Source organism: Rhodanobacter sp. FW106-PBR-R2A-2-24 (assembly GCF_058789615.1).
Genome location: NZ_JBYTBV010000002.1, coordinates 1,802,627 through 1,818,168, shown reverse-complemented (window position 1 = coordinate 1,818,168; position 15,542 = coordinate 1,802,627). Strand labels below are relative to the sequence as shown.

Genomic DNA, 15,542 nt, shown 5'->3' with positions numbered 1-15,542 from the left:
CGTGACGGATATCGCGCGTGGATCAGCCCGCGACGCCATAGCGCTCGCGGTAGGCCAGCAGGCGGGCGTGTTCGGCGGCCAGCGCCGGCCGCTCGCCGGCATAGGCCAGCACGTCGGCGAGGCTGGCGATGGCGATCACCGGAATGCCGTGGTCGCGCGCCACCTCTTGCGCGGCGGAAAGCTCGCCCTGGCCGCGCTCCTGCCGGTCCAGCGCGATCAGCACGCCAGCGGGTTCCGCGCCATGCGCATGGATCAGCGCCAGCGACTCGCGCACCGCGGTGCCGGCGGTCATCACGTCGTCCACGATCAGCACGCGGCCCTTGAGCGGGGCGCCGACCAGCACGCCGCCCTCGCCGTGATCCTTGGCTTCCTTGCGGTTGTAGGCCCATGGCAGGTCACGGCCGTGCTGCTCGGCCAACGCGATGGCGGTGGCCGCAGCCAGCGCGATGCCCTTGTAGGCGGGGCCGAACAGCATGTCCACCGCCACGCCGGCACGCTCCATCGCGGCGGCATAGGCGCGACCGAGGCGGGCCAGCGCGGCGCCGGAGTCGATCCGCCCCATGTTGAAGAAATACGGGCTCTGTCGTCCGGATTTCAGGGTGAACTCGCCAAAACGCAGCACCTCGCGCTCGAGGGCAAGGTCGATGAAATCGCGCTGGTAGGGCTGCATGGCATGGCACTCACGGCAAAAAACGCCATGATACGGCAGCCTGCGGCTTGGGCTGCCGGGCCGCGTTCGGCTACCCTGCCGCGGATTCCAAGGAACTCCGACCATGCGCATCATCAGCCTGAACGCCAACGGCATCCGCTCCGCCGCCACCAAGGGCGTGTTCGAGTGGTTGCGCGGTCAGCACGCCGACGTGGTCTGCCTGCAGGAAACCAAGGCGCAGGAGGATCAGCTCGCCGACCCGCTGTACCGCCCCGATGGCCACCATTGCTTCTACCGCGATGCCAGCAGCAAGAAAGGCTATTCCGGCGTGGCGATCTACGCGAAGCGCGAGCCGGACGAAGTGCGCACCGCGCTGGGCTGGGACGACTTCGACAACGAAGGGCGCTATGTGGAGGCGCGTTTCGGCAACTTGAGCGTGGTGTCGTTCTACATCCCGTCCGGTTCCTCCGGCGAGGAGCGCCAGCAGTTCAAGTTCAAGGCGATGGAGTGGCTCGCGCCCATCCTCGACCAGTGGTTGGCGAGCGGCCGCGACTACGTGCTGTGCGGCGACTGGAACATCGTGCGCAGCGCGCGCGACATCAAGAACTGGAAATCCAACCAGAAGAACTCCGGTTGCCTGCCGGAAGAGCGCGCGTGGATGGATGGCCTGGTGGCGCGCGGTTGGGTGGACAGCTACCGCACCCTGCATCCGGAAGGCGAGGATTACACCTGGTGGTCGAACCGCGGCCGCGCGCGCGAGAACGACGTGGGCTGGCGCATCGACTATCAACTGGTGACGCCGCTGCTGGCGGCGCGGCTCAAGGCCTGCGCGATCTACCGCGACGAGCGCTTCTCCGACCACGCGCCCTATACCGTCGACTATGCCGACTGAAGGCGTGACGGCACGCAAGCCGTCGATCTGGCGCGCCTTCGCGCAGCCGGCCGCTGGCACGCTGTGCCTGCTCGGTTTCGCGTCTGGGCTGCCCTTCCTGCTGGTGTCCTACACGCTTTCGTTCTGGCTGAAGCAGCGCGGCATCGAGCTCAAGGAGATCACGATGATCGCCAGCGCCGGCATGACCTACGTGTTCAAGTTCGCGTGGGCACCGCTGCTGGATCACGGTCAGCTGCCGCTGCTGGCGCGGCTGGGGCAGCGGCGCGGCTGGCTGCTCGCGGCCCAGCTCGGCGTGATCGTCGGCCTGCTCGCGATGGCCGCGCTCACCCCGGCGCGGCTGTCGTGGTTCGTGGCGGCCACGCTGTTCGTGGCCTTCATGGGCGCCACGCAGGACATCGCCATCGACGCCTACCGCATCGAGATCGCGCCGCCTTCGGCGCAGGGTGCGCTGGTGGCCACCTATTCGCTGGGCTACCGGCTGGGCCTGCTGGTGGCCGGCGCGCTGGCGCTGATCCTGGCCGACCACCTCGCCTGGCCGCGCATCTATGCGCTGATGGCCGCCGTGATGGCACTGACCCTGCCCACCACGCTGCTGATGCGCGAGCCGGCGGTGTTGCACCAGGTGCCAGCGTCGTGGCGGCAGGCGATGCGCGAGGGCGTGGCCGATCCGTTCGCGGATTTCTTCCGCCGCTTCGGGCCGGCGCTGGCGCTGGCAACTTTGCTGTTCATCCTGCTGTTCAAGATCCCCGAGCAGGCGATCATCGGCGGCGTGATGGGGCCGTTCTATCGCGACATGGGTTTCTCCAACACGCAGATCGGCGCGGTCACCAAGATCTATGGCATCTGGATCGGCATTGCCGGCGCCTTCGCCGGCGGCGCGGCGGTGGCGCGCTGGGGCGCGTGGCGGTCGCTGGGCGCCTGCATCGCGCTGGGCGCGGTCAGCAATCTCCTGTACCTGCTCCTGCTCGCCCATCCCGGCCACCTCGCGATGCTGACGCTGGCGATCTCGGGGCAGAACTTCTTCGAGGGCATGCTTGGCCCGCCGACGGTGGCCTTCCTCTCGCTGCTGGTCAACCAGCGCCATACCGCCACGCAGTACGCCCTGCTCAGCTCGCTGGTGAACCTGTCGGGGAAGGTGCTCGGCTTCTTCGCCGGCGCCATCGTCGGGGCGCTGGGCTATGGCGGCTACTTCATCATCACGGTGTGTTCGGTGCTGCCGGCGATGCTGTTCTTCGCCGGGCTGTGGCGGCGCTTCGATCCGCTGGCGCGGCCGGAAAACTGAGCGCTGCGGCACGCTTCGCCGCATCGGTGCTTGCCGCTTGTTGGTGACGCGGCGAGGATGGGCGGCACAGGGGGCACACGCACGTGGAGAGACGCACGGGTGCCGGATTTCACGATACGACAGATCGACCACGGCTTGGCCGAGCGCATCCAGTCGCTGGCCAGGGTGCGCCAGTGGACCATCAATGAGGTGCTGTTGCACGCCCTGCGGCGCGGCCTTGGCTACACCGAGAGCGGCGCGCGCATCGAAGCGTTGGTGGATGTGGAAGAGCCGCAGACGGATGAAAACGACTGGAATGCCGCCGAGCAGGCGGCGTTCCGCGAGGCGGTGCAGGCGCTGGCCTATGCGCGGGGCGATGCCATGGTGGCCATGGTGCGCGGCGGCAAGTGAGCGTCAGCGTGGCGCGAGATGGATCGCGCCAAGCACCCGCGGCCCGTGCGCGCCGGTGACGGCAGGCAGGTTGCCAGGCAAGCCTTGCAGGCGCTGCCGTGCCAGCCAGGCGAAGGCGATGGCTTCGAGGTAATCCGGATCGACGCCGCCACTTGCCGTGCTGGCCAGTGTGCGCGGCGCGAGCCGTTCGCGCAGGCGCCGCATCAGCGCGCCGTTGTGCACGCCGCCACCGCAGGCCAGCACCTCGGCTGCCTCCGGCGCATGGCGCTCGATGGCCTCGGCCACGCTGCGCACGGTGAGTTCCAGCAGCGTGGCCTGCACGTCGGCGGGCGCGAGCGCCTGCACGCGTGGCTGCGTGGCCAGCCAGGCGAGATGGAAATGTTCGCGGCCGGTGCTCTTGGGCGGCGGCAGCGCGAAGTACGGGTCGGCCAGCAGTGCATCGAGCAGGGCGTCGTCGCGGCGGCCGCTGGCAGCGAAGGCGCCGTCGCGGTCGCAGGCTTCGCCGCGGTGGCGCAGGCACCAGGCATCCAGCAGGCCGTTGGCGGGGCCGGTGTCGAAGCCGGTCACGCAGCCGTCGGCGCCCAGTACGGTGATGTTGGCGATACCGCCGAGGTTGAGCACCACGCGTGCGTGGCCGGGATGTGCCAGCAGCATCGCGTGCACGGCGGGCAGCAGCGGCGCGCCCTGGCCGCCGGCGGCGACGTCGGCGCGCCGGAAGTCGGCGACCACATCGATACCGCAGCGTTCGGCGATGACGGCCGGGTTGCCCAGTTGCAGGGTGAACGGGTGCGGGCCGGTCGGGCGGTGGCGCAGGGTCTGGCCGTGCGAACCGATGGCGCGCACCGCCGTGGCCGGGGTATGGCTGTCGTGCAGCAAGGCCAGTGCGGCGTCGGCGAAGGCTTCACCCAGTCGGGTGTCCAGCCGGCCAAAGGCATCCAGATCCAGTGCCGCCTCGCCTTGCGCCACAGCGAGGATCTCCGCGCGCAGCGGCGCGGACCAGGGCTGCGCGCGCGCGGCCAGCAGGCGTGGACGGCCGTCATCGAACGACACCAGCGCCGCGTCGATGGCGTCCGCGCTGGTGCCGGACATCAGACCCAGATACAGCGAGGTGACTTCGCTCACGTGCGGGCGGGCTTCAGTCGTTGCGCGGCAGGCCGGGCGTGTCACGCTGCGCCAGCTTGAGGCGTTGGTCGATCTGCTCCAGCCGCGCCAGCTCGGGCTTCACCACGGTGGCCTTGAACTTCGCCAACTGGGTGGCGGGCAGCGGTTCGGGCTTGGGCAGGGTCACCGTCTGCGGGTTGCGCTGCACGCCGTCCACGCGGAATTCGTAGTGCAGGTGCGGGCCGGTGGCCAGGCCGGTCATGCCCACGTAGCCGATGGTTTCGCCCTGGGTGACACGCGAGCCCACGTGCAGGCCGGGGGCGAAGCGCGACATGTGCCCGTAGGCGGTGCTGATGTCCTTGTTGTGCTGGATCAGCACGAAGTTGCCGTAGCCGCTCTCCCAGCCACGGTACTTGATGACGCCGTCGCCGGCGGCATGGATCGGCGTACCCATCGGTGCGGCGTAGTCCACGCCCTTGTGCGCGCGCATGCGGCCGAGGATGGGGTGCATGCGCGCCACGCTGAAGGTGGAGGAGATGCGGGTGAAGTCCACCGGAATGCGCAGGAAGGATTTCTGGATCGGGCGGCCGTCCTCGCTGAACCAGCCGTAGCTGCCGTCGGCCTTCTTGAAGCGGTAGGCGGTGTAGCGCGTGCCCTGGTTGACGAACTCGGCGGCCACGATGTTGCCTTCGCCAAAGCGCACACCGTCGCGGTAGAGGTCGTCGTAGATCACCGTGAAGCTGTCGCCTTCGCGCAGGTCCTGCACGAAGTCGATGTCGTACTTGAACAGGTCGGCGAGCTTGCCGACCATCGCGTTCGACAGCCCTGCCTGCCCGGCGGCGGCGTACAGGCTGGAGCGGATCACGCCGTGCGCCATTTCCTCGCGCACGTCCATGTCGCGGGCCTGCAGGGTGAGCGAGGGTTTGATACCGTCCAGGCGCACGATGGCGCGGGTGGCCTGATCCTTGTCGAAGCGGAAGCCGGCGAGACCGCCGCCGGGATGGCTGAGGAAGTCGAACTCCTCGCCGGGGCGGATGTGGTGCAGGGCGGATTTCGCGTCGCCGGCGGCGTCCATCACCTCCTGCAGGTCGGCGAGGCTGAGGCCGCGTGCCGTGAAGATATCGGACAGGGTCTGGCCCGGCTGCACTCGCACCGTCTGCCAATCCTCCACCTTGCTGGCGGCCGGATCGACCGGGGCCAGCTTGGGCAGCGCCAGCGGCAGCAAGGTGTGCGCCACCGGTGCGGGCGCGGGCTTCATCGCGGTGGCCCAGGCCGGCATGACGAGGCCCGAGAGCAGGGTGGCCATCAATGCGGTACCGGCAAGCACCCAGCGTTCGCGATGCCAGCGAAGCGGCGCCGCCGGTTCGAGCCGGTCGAACGACCAATGAGCGCAGCGCTCGTAGAAGCCGTTGTGTCGACGCTGCGCCTTGCGGCAGATGGCCAGCTTGCGTGCGCGACGCGCTTCCCGAAGTGCCTCACTCATGCTGTGCAACCCCGTCGTAACAAAATAACAAACCCACGTACCTTAGTCGCCCTGTAACAAGCGCGTCAATGCCTTTGCCATCAAGGGTTTGCGTATGGTTTGAGGTTAACGCACAATTAACGGTGAAACATGGCCGCCGCCGTACGGATGGCTGTCATGGCAACCACCATGTCGAGGGATGCATGAACGAACCCGAACAGGCGCTCGCCGCCGTAGCGCGCGGCGTCGACGAAATCATCAAGCGCGAGGATCTGTTGGAGCGGCTCAAGGCGGGCCGCCCGCTGCGCGTCAAGGCAGGCTTCGACCCCACCGCGCCCGACCTGCATCTGGGTCACACCGTGCTGCTCAACAAGATGCGCCAGTTCCAGGATCTGGGACACCAGGTGATCTTCCTGATCGGCGACTTCACCGGCATGATCGGCGATCCCACCGGCAAGAGCGCCACGCGCAAGCCGCTGACCCGCGAGGACGTGCTGAAGAACGCCGAGACCTATGCCGCGCAGGTCTACAAGGTGCTCGACCGTGAGCGCACCGAAGTGCGTTTCAACAGCGAATGGTTCGGTCAGATGAGCGCGGCCGACATGATCCGTCTCGCCGGCCAGCACACCGTGGCGCGCATGCTGGAGCGCGACGACTTCGCCAAGCGCCACAAGGCGCAGCAATCCATCGCCATCCACGAATTCCTCTATCCGTTGGTGCAGGGTTACGACTCGGTCGCGCTGAAGGCCGACGTGGAACTGGGCGGCACCGACCAGAAGTTCAACCTGCTGATGGGGCGCGGCCTGCAGGAGCACCACGGTCAGCGCCCGCAGATCGTGCTCACCGTGCCGCTGCTCGAAGGCCTGGACGGTGTGCACAAGATGTCCAAATCGCTGGGCAACTACATCGGCATCGACGAGCCGGCCATCGACATCGTCACCAAGACGCTCAAGATCGGCGACGAGCTGATGTGGCGCTGGTTCGAGCTGCTCAGCTTCGAGGTGTCGCTGGATGAGCTTGCCGCCATGAAGCGCGATGTCGCCAACGGCGCGCTCAACCCGCGCGACGCCAAGTTGCGCCTGGCGCGTGAGCTGGCCGCGCGTTTCCAGGGCGCCGCCGCCGCCGAACAGGCCATTGCCGGCTGGCATGCGGTGGTGCGTGGCGAAGGCGACACCGCGCTGCTGCCGCTCACGGAAATCGCCGTGCCCGTCGAAGGCTTGCGCTTGCCAGCCCTGCTTGCGGCCGCCGGGCTGGCCAGCAGCAATTCCGAGGCAAACCGCAAGCTCAAGGAGCGCGCGGTGAAGATCGACGCCGTCGTGATGGAAGACGCGCAGCGCGTCTTCGTGGCGGGCTTTGAAGGCGTGCTGCAAGTCGGCAAGCGCAACTTCGCCCGGGTGCGGTTGCTCGCTGTGTGAGCGCATGGCGTGCAATCGAGGAATGTTTCTTTATCGAACAGCACGTTGCACGAAACACCAAAACTTTTTCGCAAGTCGTGCTTGCCAAAGTGCGGGGCCGCACCTAGTATTCGCCGCCCCGCTGCTGCATCGGCACGGTTCGTCACTTCTCCGCTGAAAAGTTTTCACGAAGAGGTTGACGGTCGAAGAAAACGATGTATAGTGAGCGGCTCACCCGGGACGAAACGTCACGGGGCGGAAACGAAAGAATCCGCACAGATTGATGATCTTTGACAGTGTGCACAGGTGAATTGTGTGGACGCCTTGCGCTGGCGAGTCGATGACTTGTCCAAGCAATGCAAAGCGTCCCACCCAAAGAAAGTCAGTAATGAGTTTCAATGGTTGGGGTCACGCTTCAGAAAGATAGACGGCCAAGCCTGCAAGGGCGAGATTGTCGAAAACTTAAGTGAAGAGTTTGATCCTGGCTCAGATTGAACGCTGGCGGCATGCCTAACACATGCAAGTCGAACGGCAGCACAGGTAGTAATACCGGGTGGCGAGTGGCGGACGGGTGAGTAATGCATCGGGATCTACCCAAACGTGGGGGATAACGTAGGGAAACTTACGCTAATACCGCATACGTCCTACGGGAGAAAGCGGGGGCTCGCAAGACCTCGCGCGGTTGGACGAACCGATGTGCGATTAGCTAGTTGGCGGGGTAATGGCCCACCAAGGCGACGATCGCTAGCTGGTCTGAGAGGATGATCAGCCACACTGGGACTGAGACACGGCCCAGACTCCTACGGGAGGCAGCAGTGGGGAATATTGGACAATGGGCGCAAGCCTGATCCAGCAATGCCGCGTGTGTGAAGAAGGCCTTCGGGTTGTAAAGCACTTTTATCAGGAGCGAAATACTATCGGTTAATAACCGGTGGGGCTGACGGTACCTGAGGAATAAGCACCGGCTAACTTCGTGCCAGCAGCCGCGGTAATACGAAGGGTGCAAGCGTTAATCGGAATTACTGGGCGTAAAGGGTGCGTAGGCGGTTCGTTAAGTCTGTCGTGAAATCCCCGGGCTCAACCTGGGAATGGCGATGGATACTGGCGGGCTAGAGTGTGTCAGAGGATGGTGGAATTCCCGGTGTAGCGGTGAAATGCGTAGAGATCGGGAGGAACATCAGTGGCGAAGGCGGCCATCTGGGACAACACTGACGCTGAAGCACGAAAGCGTGGGGAGCAAACAGGATTAGATACCCTGGTAGTCCACGCCCTAAACGATGCGAACTGGATGTTGGTCTCAACTCGGAGATCAGTGTCGAAGCTAACGCGTTAAGTTCGCCGCCTGGGGAGTACGGTCGCAAGACTGAAACTCAAAGGAATTGACGGGGGCCCGCACAAGCGGTGGAGTATGTGGTTTAATTCGATGCAACGCGAAGAACCTTACCTGGCCTTGACATGTCCGGAATCCTGCAGAGATGCGGGAGTGCCTTCGGGAATCGGAACACAGGTGCTGCATGGCTGTCGTCAGCTCGTGTCGTGAGATGTTGGGTTAAGTCCCGCAACGAGCGCAACCCTTGTCCTTAGTTGCCAGCACGTAATGGTGGGAACTCTAAGGAGACTGCCGGTGACAAACCGGAGGAAGGTGGGGATGACGTCAAGTCCTCATGGCCCTTACGGCCAGGGCTACACACGTACTACAATGGTCGGTACAGAGGGTTGCAATACCGCGAGGTGGAGCCAATCCCAGAAAGCCGATCCCAGTCCGGATCGGAGTCTGCAACTCGACTCCGTGAAGTCGGAATCGCTAGTAATCGCGGATCAGCTATGCCGCGGTGAATACGTTCCCGGGCCTTGTACACACCGCCCGTCACACCATGGGAGTGAGTTGCTCCAGAAGCCGTTAGTCTAACCGCAAGGGGGACGACGACCACGGAGTGGTTCATGACTGGGGTGAAGTCGTAACAAGGTAGCCGTATCGGAAGGTGCGGCTGGATCACCTCCTTTCGAGATAGACAGCGCGACCCGTCGCGCAAGACGTCCACACAAGACACCTGTATTCACGTAGCGTCCCTGACAAGCTTCCGGGTCTGTAGCTCAGGTGGTTAGAGCGCACCCCTGATAAGGGTGAGGCCGGTGGTTCGAGTCCTCCCAGACCCACCATCCAGGCCGTACTGCCTTGGCGGTGCCGGCAGCCCAGGCACGGGGCCATAGCTCAGCTGGGAGAGCACCTGCTTTGCAAGCAGGGGGTCGTCGGTTCGATCCCGACTGGCTCCACCACCTGGCGACGTGAATTCACAGCACACTAAAAGATTTGAAGCGAGGCGGCGTTGAGGCCGTTCTTGTGTTCTTTGAAAATTGGCAAACGAGTGACAAGCGTCTTGGTTCGAACCGAACCGAGGCACGTGTTGAGGCACGAACAGGTGGTTTGAAACGTGTAACTCCGAGGCGACTTGGGGTTATATGGTCAAGCGACCAAGCGTATACGGTGGATGCCTTGGCAGTCAGAGGCGATGAAGGACGTGGCAGCCTGCGAAAAGTGTCGGGGAGCTGGCAACAAGCTTTGATCCGGCAATGTCCGAATGGGGAAACCCACCTCGCAAGAGGTATCGTGCGGTGAATACATAGCCGTACGAGGCGAACCCGGGGAACTGAAATATCTAAGTACCCGGAGGAAAAGAAATCAACCGAGATTCCCTCAGTAGCGACGAGCGAACGGGGACTAGCCCAAAAGTGCACAGTGTTTTAGTCGAAGGGTCTGGAAAGGCCCGCCGCAGACGGTGATAGCCCGGTAGACGAAAGGGCACCGTGCATGAAATTGAGTAGGGCGGGGCACGAGAAACCCTGTCTGAACATGGGGGGACCATCCTCCAAGGCTAAATACTCCTGACTGACCGATAGTGAACTAGTACCGTGAGGGAAAGGCGAAAAGAACCCTGGTGAAGGGAGTGAAATAGACCCTGAAACCGTATACGTACAAGCAGTGGAAGCCCGCAAGGGTGACTGCGTACCTTTTGTATAATGGGTCAGCGACTTACTGTCAGTGGCAAGCTTAACCATCTAGGGGAGGCGAAGGGAAACCGAGTCTGAATAGGGCGAATAGTCTCTGGCAGTAGACCCGAAACCGAGTGATCTATCCTTGGCCAGGTTGAAGGTGCGGTAACACGCACTGGAGGACCGAACCCACATCTGTTGCAATAGATGGGGATGAGCTGAGGATAGGAGTGAAAGGCTAAACAAACTCGGAGATAGCTGGTTCTCCTCGAAAGCTATTTAGGTAGCGCCTCGGACGAATCTTCCTGGGGGTAGAGCACTGTTATGGCTAGCGGGTCATCGCGACTTAGCAAACCATGGCAAACTCCGAATACCAGGACAGACTATCCGGGAGACACACGGCGGGTGCTAACGTCCGTCGTGAAAAGGGAAACAACCCAGACCCGCAGCTAAGGTCCCCAAGTTCTAGCTAAGTGGAAAACGATGTGGAAAGGCATAGACAGCCAGGAGGTTGGCTTAGAAGCAGCCATCCTTTAAAGAAAGCGTAATAGCTCACTGGTCGAGTCGGTCTGCGCGGAAGATTTAACGGGGCTAAGCTAGACACCGAAGCTCGGGGTGCACAGCAATGTGCGCGGTAGAGGAGCGTTCCGTAAGCCTGTGAAGGTGGATTGTAAAGTCTGCTGGAGGTATCGGAAGTGCGAATGCTGACATGAGTAACGATAAGGGGGGTGAAAAGCCCCCCCGCCGAAAGCCCAAGGTTTCCTCGCGCAACGTTCATCGGCGCAGGGTGAGTCGGCCCCTAAGGCGAGGCAGAAATGCGTAGTCGATGGGAAGCTGGTTAATATTCCAGCACTTGACTGTAGTGCGATGTGGGGACGGAGAAGGTTAGGTCTACCGGGCGTTGGTTGTCCCGGGGAAAGGCGGTAGGCATGAGGGTTAGGCAAATCCGGCCCTCTTTATGCCGAGCACCGAGACGAGCCCTTATTGGGTGAAGTGACTGACACCACGCTTCCAGGAAAAGCCACTAAGCTTCAGCTACAGCAAACCGTACCGTAAACCGACACTGGTAGGCAGGGTGAGAATCCCAAGGCGCTTGAGAGAACTCGGGTGAAGGAACTAGGCAAAATGGCACCGTAACTTCGGGAGAAGGTGCGCCTGCCGATGTGGTCACATGCGTGACTGAGCATTGGCAGGTCGCAGTAACCTGGCCGCTGCGACTGTTTACCAAAAACACAGCACTCTGCAAACACGAAAGTGGACGTATAGGGTGTGACGCCTGCCCGGTGCTGGAAGGTTAATTGATGGGGTCAGCCGCAAGGCGAAGCTCTTGATCGAAGCCCCAGTAAACGGCGGCCGTAACTATAACGGTCCTAAGGTAGCGAAATTCCTTGTCGGGTAAGTTCCGACCTGCACGAATGGCGTAACGACAGCGGCGCTGTCTCCACCCGAGACTCAGTGAAATTGAAATCGCTGTGAAGATGCAGCGTTCCCGCGGCAAGACGGAAAGACCCCGTGAACCTTTACTATAGCTTTACACTGAACGTTGAGTTCTTCTGTGTAGGATAGGTGGGAGGCTACGAAACGCAGACGCCAGTTTGCGTGGAGCCATCCTTGAAATACCACCCTGAAGTGCTTGACGTTCTAACCTCGGCCCGTAATCCGGGTCAGGGACCGTGTATGGTGGGTAGTTTGACTGGGGCGGTCTCCTCCCAAAGAGTAACGGAGGAGCACGAAGGTACGCTCAGCGCGGTCGGACATCGCGCACTGTGTGCAAAGGCATAAGCGTGCTTGACTGCAAGATCGACGGATCAAGCAGGTACGAAAGTAGGTCTTAGTGATCCGGTGGTTCTGTATGGAAGGGCCATCGCTCAACGGATAAAAGGTACTCCGGGGATAACAGGCTGATACCGCCCAAGAGTTCATATCGACGGCGGTGTTTGGCACCTCGATGTCGGCTCATCACATCCTGGGGCTGTAGTCGGTCCCAAGGGTATGGCTGTTCGCCATTTAAAGTGGTACGCGAGCTGGGTTCAGAACGTCGTGAGACAGTTCGGTCCCTATCTGTCGTGGGCGTTGGAGATTTGAGGGGGGCTGCTCCTAGTACGAGAGGACCGGAGTGGACGTTCCGCTGGTGTTCGGGTTGTCATGCCCATGGCATTGCCCGGTAGCTATGAACGGAAGTGATAACCGCTGAAAGCATCTAAGCGGGAAGCACGCCCCGAGATGAGATCTCCCGAGAGCTTGACTCTCCTTAAGGCACCATCAAGACCAGGTGGTTGATAGGCGCGATGTGGAAGTGCAGCAATGCATTGAGCTTACGCGTACTAATGAGCCGTGCGGCTTGACCATATAACCCCAAGTGGCCTTCACCACGTACCCGGTACTTCAACCAGGGCGCTTGTCACTCGTTTGCCAACGTTTTTCGCGGGAGTCATCTCGCGGAGAGTCTGGAACCAGCCCGCCAGGCCGGTTCCGCGAATAGATTCTCACCCCTTGTGGAGTCGGCGCATCGCGCTACTCCCACCCCTTCCCTGGCGGCCATAGCGCTGTGGTCCCACCCGATCCCATCCCGAACTCGGAAGTGAAACGCAGCCGCGCCGATGGTAGTGTGCATCCGCATGCAAGAGTAGGTCACCGCCAGGGATTTTATCCTCCGAACGCCCCCACCTCCCGGTGGGGGCGTTCTCTTTTGCACTAGCCCAAATCACCATGCAAGCAGGCGCCGACGGCGCGGATACCAGTGCTAACCTGATGCGCATCCCCCGGCGTGGAGTTCCCGGTGACGAAGCGTTACCTCCTGGCACTGGATCAAGGCACGACCAGTTCACGCGCGGTGCTGGTGAATGCGGGCGGCCAGATTGCCGGTATGGCGCAGCGTGAGTTTGCCCAGATCTATCCGCAGCCCGGTTGGGTGGAGCACGACGCGCACGACATTCTCGCCGGCATGCTGGCATCGGTGGCTGAGCTGATGGCGCGCCAGCAGGTTGCCTGGAGCGAGATCGCCGGTATCGGCATCACCAACCAGCGCGAAACCACGGTGATCTGGGATCGCGCCACTGGCACGCCGATCCACCACGCGGTCGTCTGGCAATCGCGGCAAACCGTGGCGATCTGCGAGCGCGTCCTGGCCGAAGGTGCCGGCGAGCTGGTGCGGGGGAAGACCGGCCTGCTGGTGGATGCCTACTTCTCGGCCAGCAAGATCCGTTGGCTGCTCGACCACGTGGACGGCGCGCAGGCCCGCGCCGAACGCGGTGAGCTCCTGTTCGGCACCATGGAAACCTGGCTGGCGTGGAACCTGAGCGGCGGGCGCCTGCACATCACCGATGCGAGCAACGCGGCGCGCACGCTGCTCTACGACATCCACGCCGGCGCGTGGGACGAGGAACTGTTGCGCCTGTTCAACGTGCCGCGCGCGATGCTGCCGCAGGTGCGCTCCTGCAGCGAGCATTACGGTGACACCGATCCCGCGCGTTTCTTCGGCGCCCGGGTGCCGATCGCGGGCATGGCGGGCGACCAGCAGGCCGCCCTGTTCGGCCAGGCCTGCTTCGAACCCGGCATGGCCAAGAACACCTATGGCACAGGCTGTTTCATGCTGATGCACACCGGCGCGCGGGCAGTGGCATCGAGCCATGGCTTGCTCACCACCATTGCCTGGGAAATGGACGGCCAAATCGAATACGCGCTCGAAGGCAGCATCTTCATGGCCGGTGCCGTGGTGCAATGGCTGCGCGACGGCCTGCGGTTGATCGAGCGCGCCGGCGATACGTTGGCGCTGGCCACCAGCGTGGATTCCACCGACGGCGTCTACCTGGTGCCAGCCTTCGTGGGCCTTGGCGCGCCGTACTGGCGCAGCGACGTGCGCGGCGCGATGTTCGGGCTGACGCGGGGCACGCGACGGGAGCACCTGGTGCGCGCGGCGCTGGAGGCCATGGCCTACCAGTCGCGCGATGTGCTGGGGGCGATGGAGGCCGATGCCGGCATCGCGCTCAAGGAATTGCGCGCCGACGGCGGCGCCATCGGCAACGATTTCCTGGCGCAGTTCCAGTGCGACATGCTGGGCGTACCGCTACTGCGCGCGCGGGTGCAGGAAACCACCGCATTGGGCGCGGCCTACCTCGCCGGCCTGGCATTGGGCTTCTGGGAAAACCGCGCACAACTGACGCGCCTGTGGCAGGTGGAACGCGCCTTCGCACCGACGATGGCGCCGGCGATGCGCGCGCGTCTTTACCGTGGCTGGCAGCAGGCAGTGGAAGCAACCTGTGGCTTCCGGATGGCGTCCGCATGACGAAGTCGAACCAACGAGGGCAGGCATGAACGAGACGGCGATGGCCTTGGTGGCGCTGGTCGCGCTGCTGCATGCGTATTTTCTGGTGTTGGAGATGTTCCTGTGGGAAAAACCCGTGGGGCGGCGCACGTTCGGGTTGAGCGCGGAACATGCGCGGATCACCCGGACGCTGGCGGCGAACCAGGGCCTGTACAACGGGTTTCTCGCTGCCGGCCTCGGATGGGGTTTGCTGCCGGGGCCGATGAGCCTGGCCATCAAGACGTTCTTCCTGGCCTGTGTCGTCGTGGCTGGCGTATTCGGCGCGTTCACCGCCAACTGGCGCATCTTCGTGGTGCAGGCGTTGCCGGCTGCATTCGCGCTGGCACTGACCTGGTTGGCGCACTGAAGGGGGCACGGCATGCATCCGGACAAGGTGGATCGCACACGCCTGCACCAGCTGACCGACCTGCCGAACGTCGGCCCGGCCTGCGCGCGCGATCTCGAACGGTTGGGCATTCGCACGCCGGCCGCGTTGCTGGGGCAGGATGCGCGCGTCCTGTACGAGCGGCTGTGCGTGCTGACCGGCACGCGGCAGGACCCTTGCGTGCTTGACGTGCTGGTGTCGGTCACGCGCTTCATGGCGGGCGAGCCGGCGCGGCCGTGGTGGCATTACACCGCCGAGCGCAAGCGATGAACGGCAAGCGGCTGCCGCCAGCCGCAGGCGCGCCGGAACTGCGTGCGGCGGTATTCCGCTACGCGCCCGAACGCGAGTTCCACACCGACGAGTTATGCCACATCACCGAGCTGGCCAATACGCCGGACGACGAGGCGCTGTCGGTGGCGCTTGCGCGCGTGGCGCCGGGCATCACCACGCGCTGGCACCGCCTGCGCGACACGGCCGAGCGTTACGTGATGATCGCCGGCCGTGGCGTGGTCGAGGTGGATGGCCTGGCGCCGTGCGCCGTAGGGCCGCACGACGTGGTCGTCATTCCGCCCGGCTGCCGACAGCGCATCCGCAATGTCGGCGATGGCGAGCTGCTGTTCTACGCGCTGTGCACGCCGCGTTTCCGTGCAGAGGCCTATGAGGCGGCGGAGTAGCGCGGTGCCGCCTTTGCCG

At 63.6% G+C, this 15,542-nt stretch carries 11 protein-coding genes, 2 tRNA genes and 3 rRNA genes; 13 read left to right on the top strand and 3 right to left on the bottom strand.

Going from position 1 to position 15,542, the window contains the following annotated elements:
* Positions 1-22: 22 nt before the first annotated feature.
* A complete protein-coding gene (gene pyrE, locus AC3WQA_RS09575; protein ID WP_492674832.1) occupies positions 23-670 on the bottom strand; it encodes an orotate phosphoribosyltransferase in 648 nt (215 codons plus the stop codon).
* Between the two features lie 103 nt (positions 671-773).
* Between pyrE and AC3WQA_RS09570 the strand changes: the two genes are divergently transcribed.
* The 3 genes from AC3WQA_RS09570 (at position 774) to AC3WQA_RS09560 (ending at position 3,213) form a co-directional block, all read left to right on the top strand.
* The gene (locus AC3WQA_RS09570) at positions 774-1,541 is read left to right on the top strand and encodes an exodeoxyribonuclease III (protein WP_492674831.1); all 768 of its coding nucleotides are present in this window, start codon (positions 774-776) and stop codon (positions 1,539-1,541) included.
* Positions 1,542-1,545: 4 nt separating this feature from the next.
* Complete coding sequence (locus AC3WQA_RS09565; protein ID WP_492674830.1) at positions 1,546-2,823, top strand: AmpG family muropeptide MFS transporter; 1,278 nt, start codon at positions 1,546-1,548, stop codon at positions 2,821-2,823.
* 135 nt (positions 2,824-2,958) lie between these two features.
* Entirely contained in the window at positions 2,959-3,213 is a 255-nt protein-coding gene (locus AC3WQA_RS09560) for a hypothetical protein (protein WP_492674829.1), read from the top strand.
* A 3-nt stretch (positions 3,214-3,216) separates the two neighbouring features.
* On the opposite strand, the gene AC3WQA_RS09555 is transcribed toward AC3WQA_RS09560, so the two are convergent.
* Both AC3WQA_RS09555 and AC3WQA_RS09550 read right to left on the bottom strand, forming a co-directional pair.
* Positions 3,217-4,335: an anhydro-N-acetylmuramic acid kinase gene (locus tag AC3WQA_RS09555; protein WP_492674828.1), complete on the bottom strand. Its 1,119-nt coding sequence runs from the start codon at positions 4,333-4,335 to the stop codon at positions 3,217-3,219.
* Positions 4,336-4,348: 13 nt separating this feature from the next.
* Positions 4,349-5,797 carry an OapA family protein gene (locus AC3WQA_RS09550; protein ID WP_492674827.1) on the bottom strand — a complete coding sequence of 483 codons (1,449 nt, stop codon included), beginning with the start codon at positions 5,795-5,797 and terminating at the stop codon, positions 4,349-4,351.
* Positions 5,798-5,979: 182 nt separating this feature from the next.
* Here AC3WQA_RS09550 and tyrS point away from each other — a divergent pair, with 182 nt between their 5' ends.
* The 10 genes from tyrS (at position 5,980) to AC3WQA_RS09500 (ending at position 15,523) form a co-directional block, all read left to right on the top strand.
* Entirely contained in the window at positions 5,980-7,191 is a 1,212-nt protein-coding gene (gene tyrS, locus AC3WQA_RS09545) for a tyrosine--tRNA ligase (protein WP_492674826.1), read from the top strand.
* Between the two features lie 442 nt (positions 7,192-7,633).
* Positions 7,634-9,174 (top strand): 16S ribosomal RNA (locus AC3WQA_RS09540).
* A 79-nt stretch (positions 9,175-9,253) separates the two neighbouring features.
* A tRNA-Ile gene (locus tag AC3WQA_RS09535) sits at positions 9,254-9,330 on the top strand.
* Between the two features lie 41 nt (positions 9,331-9,371).
* A tRNA-Ala gene (locus AC3WQA_RS09530) sits at positions 9,372-9,447 on the top strand.
* A 185-nt stretch (positions 9,448-9,632) separates the two neighbouring features.
* Positions 9,633-12,510 (top strand): 23S ribosomal RNA (locus AC3WQA_RS09525).
* Positions 12,511-12,691: 181 nt separating this feature from the next.
* A 5S ribosomal RNA gene (gene rrf / locus AC3WQA_RS09520) occupies positions 12,692-12,804 on the top strand.
* The 16S, 23S and 5S rRNA genes sit together here with 2 tRNA genes alongside, the layout of an rRNA operon.
* Positions 12,805-12,940: 136 nt before the next feature.
* Positions 12,941-14,446, top strand: coding sequence for a glycerol kinase GlpK (gene glpK / locus AC3WQA_RS09515; RefSeq protein WP_492674825.1), 1,506 nt, complete (start codon positions 12,941-12,943; stop codon positions 14,444-14,446).
* A 25-nt stretch (positions 14,447-14,471) separates the two neighbouring features.
* Positions 14,472-14,831: a DUF1304 domain-containing protein gene (locus AC3WQA_RS09510; RefSeq protein ID WP_492674824.1), complete on the top strand. Its 360-nt coding sequence runs from the start codon at positions 14,472-14,474 to the stop codon at positions 14,829-14,831.
* Positions 14,832-14,843: 12 nt separating this feature from the next.
* Positions 14,844-15,119, top strand: coding sequence for a helix-hairpin-helix domain-containing protein (locus AC3WQA_RS09505; RefSeq protein WP_492674823.1), 276 nt, complete (start codon positions 14,844-14,846; stop codon positions 15,117-15,119).
* On the top strand, positions 15,116-15,523 hold the full coding sequence (locus AC3WQA_RS09500; RefSeq protein ID WP_492674822.1) for a cupin domain-containing protein: 408 nt from the start codon (positions 15,116-15,118) through the stop codon (positions 15,521-15,523). Before AC3WQA_RS09505 ends, AC3WQA_RS09500 begins: the two co-directional genes overlap by 4 nt.
* Positions 15,524-15,542 lie beyond the last annotated feature (19 nt).

What these genes read in the sequence shown, in the direction of transcription:
- pyrE (WP_492674832.1), bottom strand. Translation starts at nt 670, where the DNA reads ATGCAGCCCTACCAGCGCGATTTCATCGACCTTGCCCTCGAGCGCGAG.
- AC3WQA_RS09570 (WP_492674831.1), top strand. Translation starts at nt 774, where the DNA reads ATGCGCATCATCAGCCTGAACGCCAACGGCATCCGCTCCGCCGCCACC.
- AC3WQA_RS09550 (WP_492674827.1), bottom strand. Translation starts at nt 5,797, where the DNA reads ATGAGTGAGGCACTTCGGGAAGCGCGTCGCGCACGCAAGCTGGCCATC.
- tyrS (WP_492674826.1), top strand. Translation starts at nt 5,980, where the DNA reads ATGAACGAACCCGAACAGGCGCTCGCCGCCGTAGCGCGCGGCGTCGAC.
- AC3WQA_RS09510 (WP_492674824.1), top strand. Translation starts at nt 14,472, where the DNA reads ATGAACGAGACGGCGATGGCCTTGGTGGCGCTGGTCGCGCTGCTGCAT.
- AC3WQA_RS09505 (WP_492674823.1), top strand. Translation starts at nt 14,844, where the DNA reads ATGCATCCGGACAAGGTGGATCGCACACGCCTGCACCAGCTGACCGAC.
- AC3WQA_RS09500 (WP_492674822.1), top strand. Translation starts at nt 15,116, where the DNA reads ATGAACGGCAAGCGGCTGCCGCCAGCCGCAGGCGCGCCGGAACTGCGT.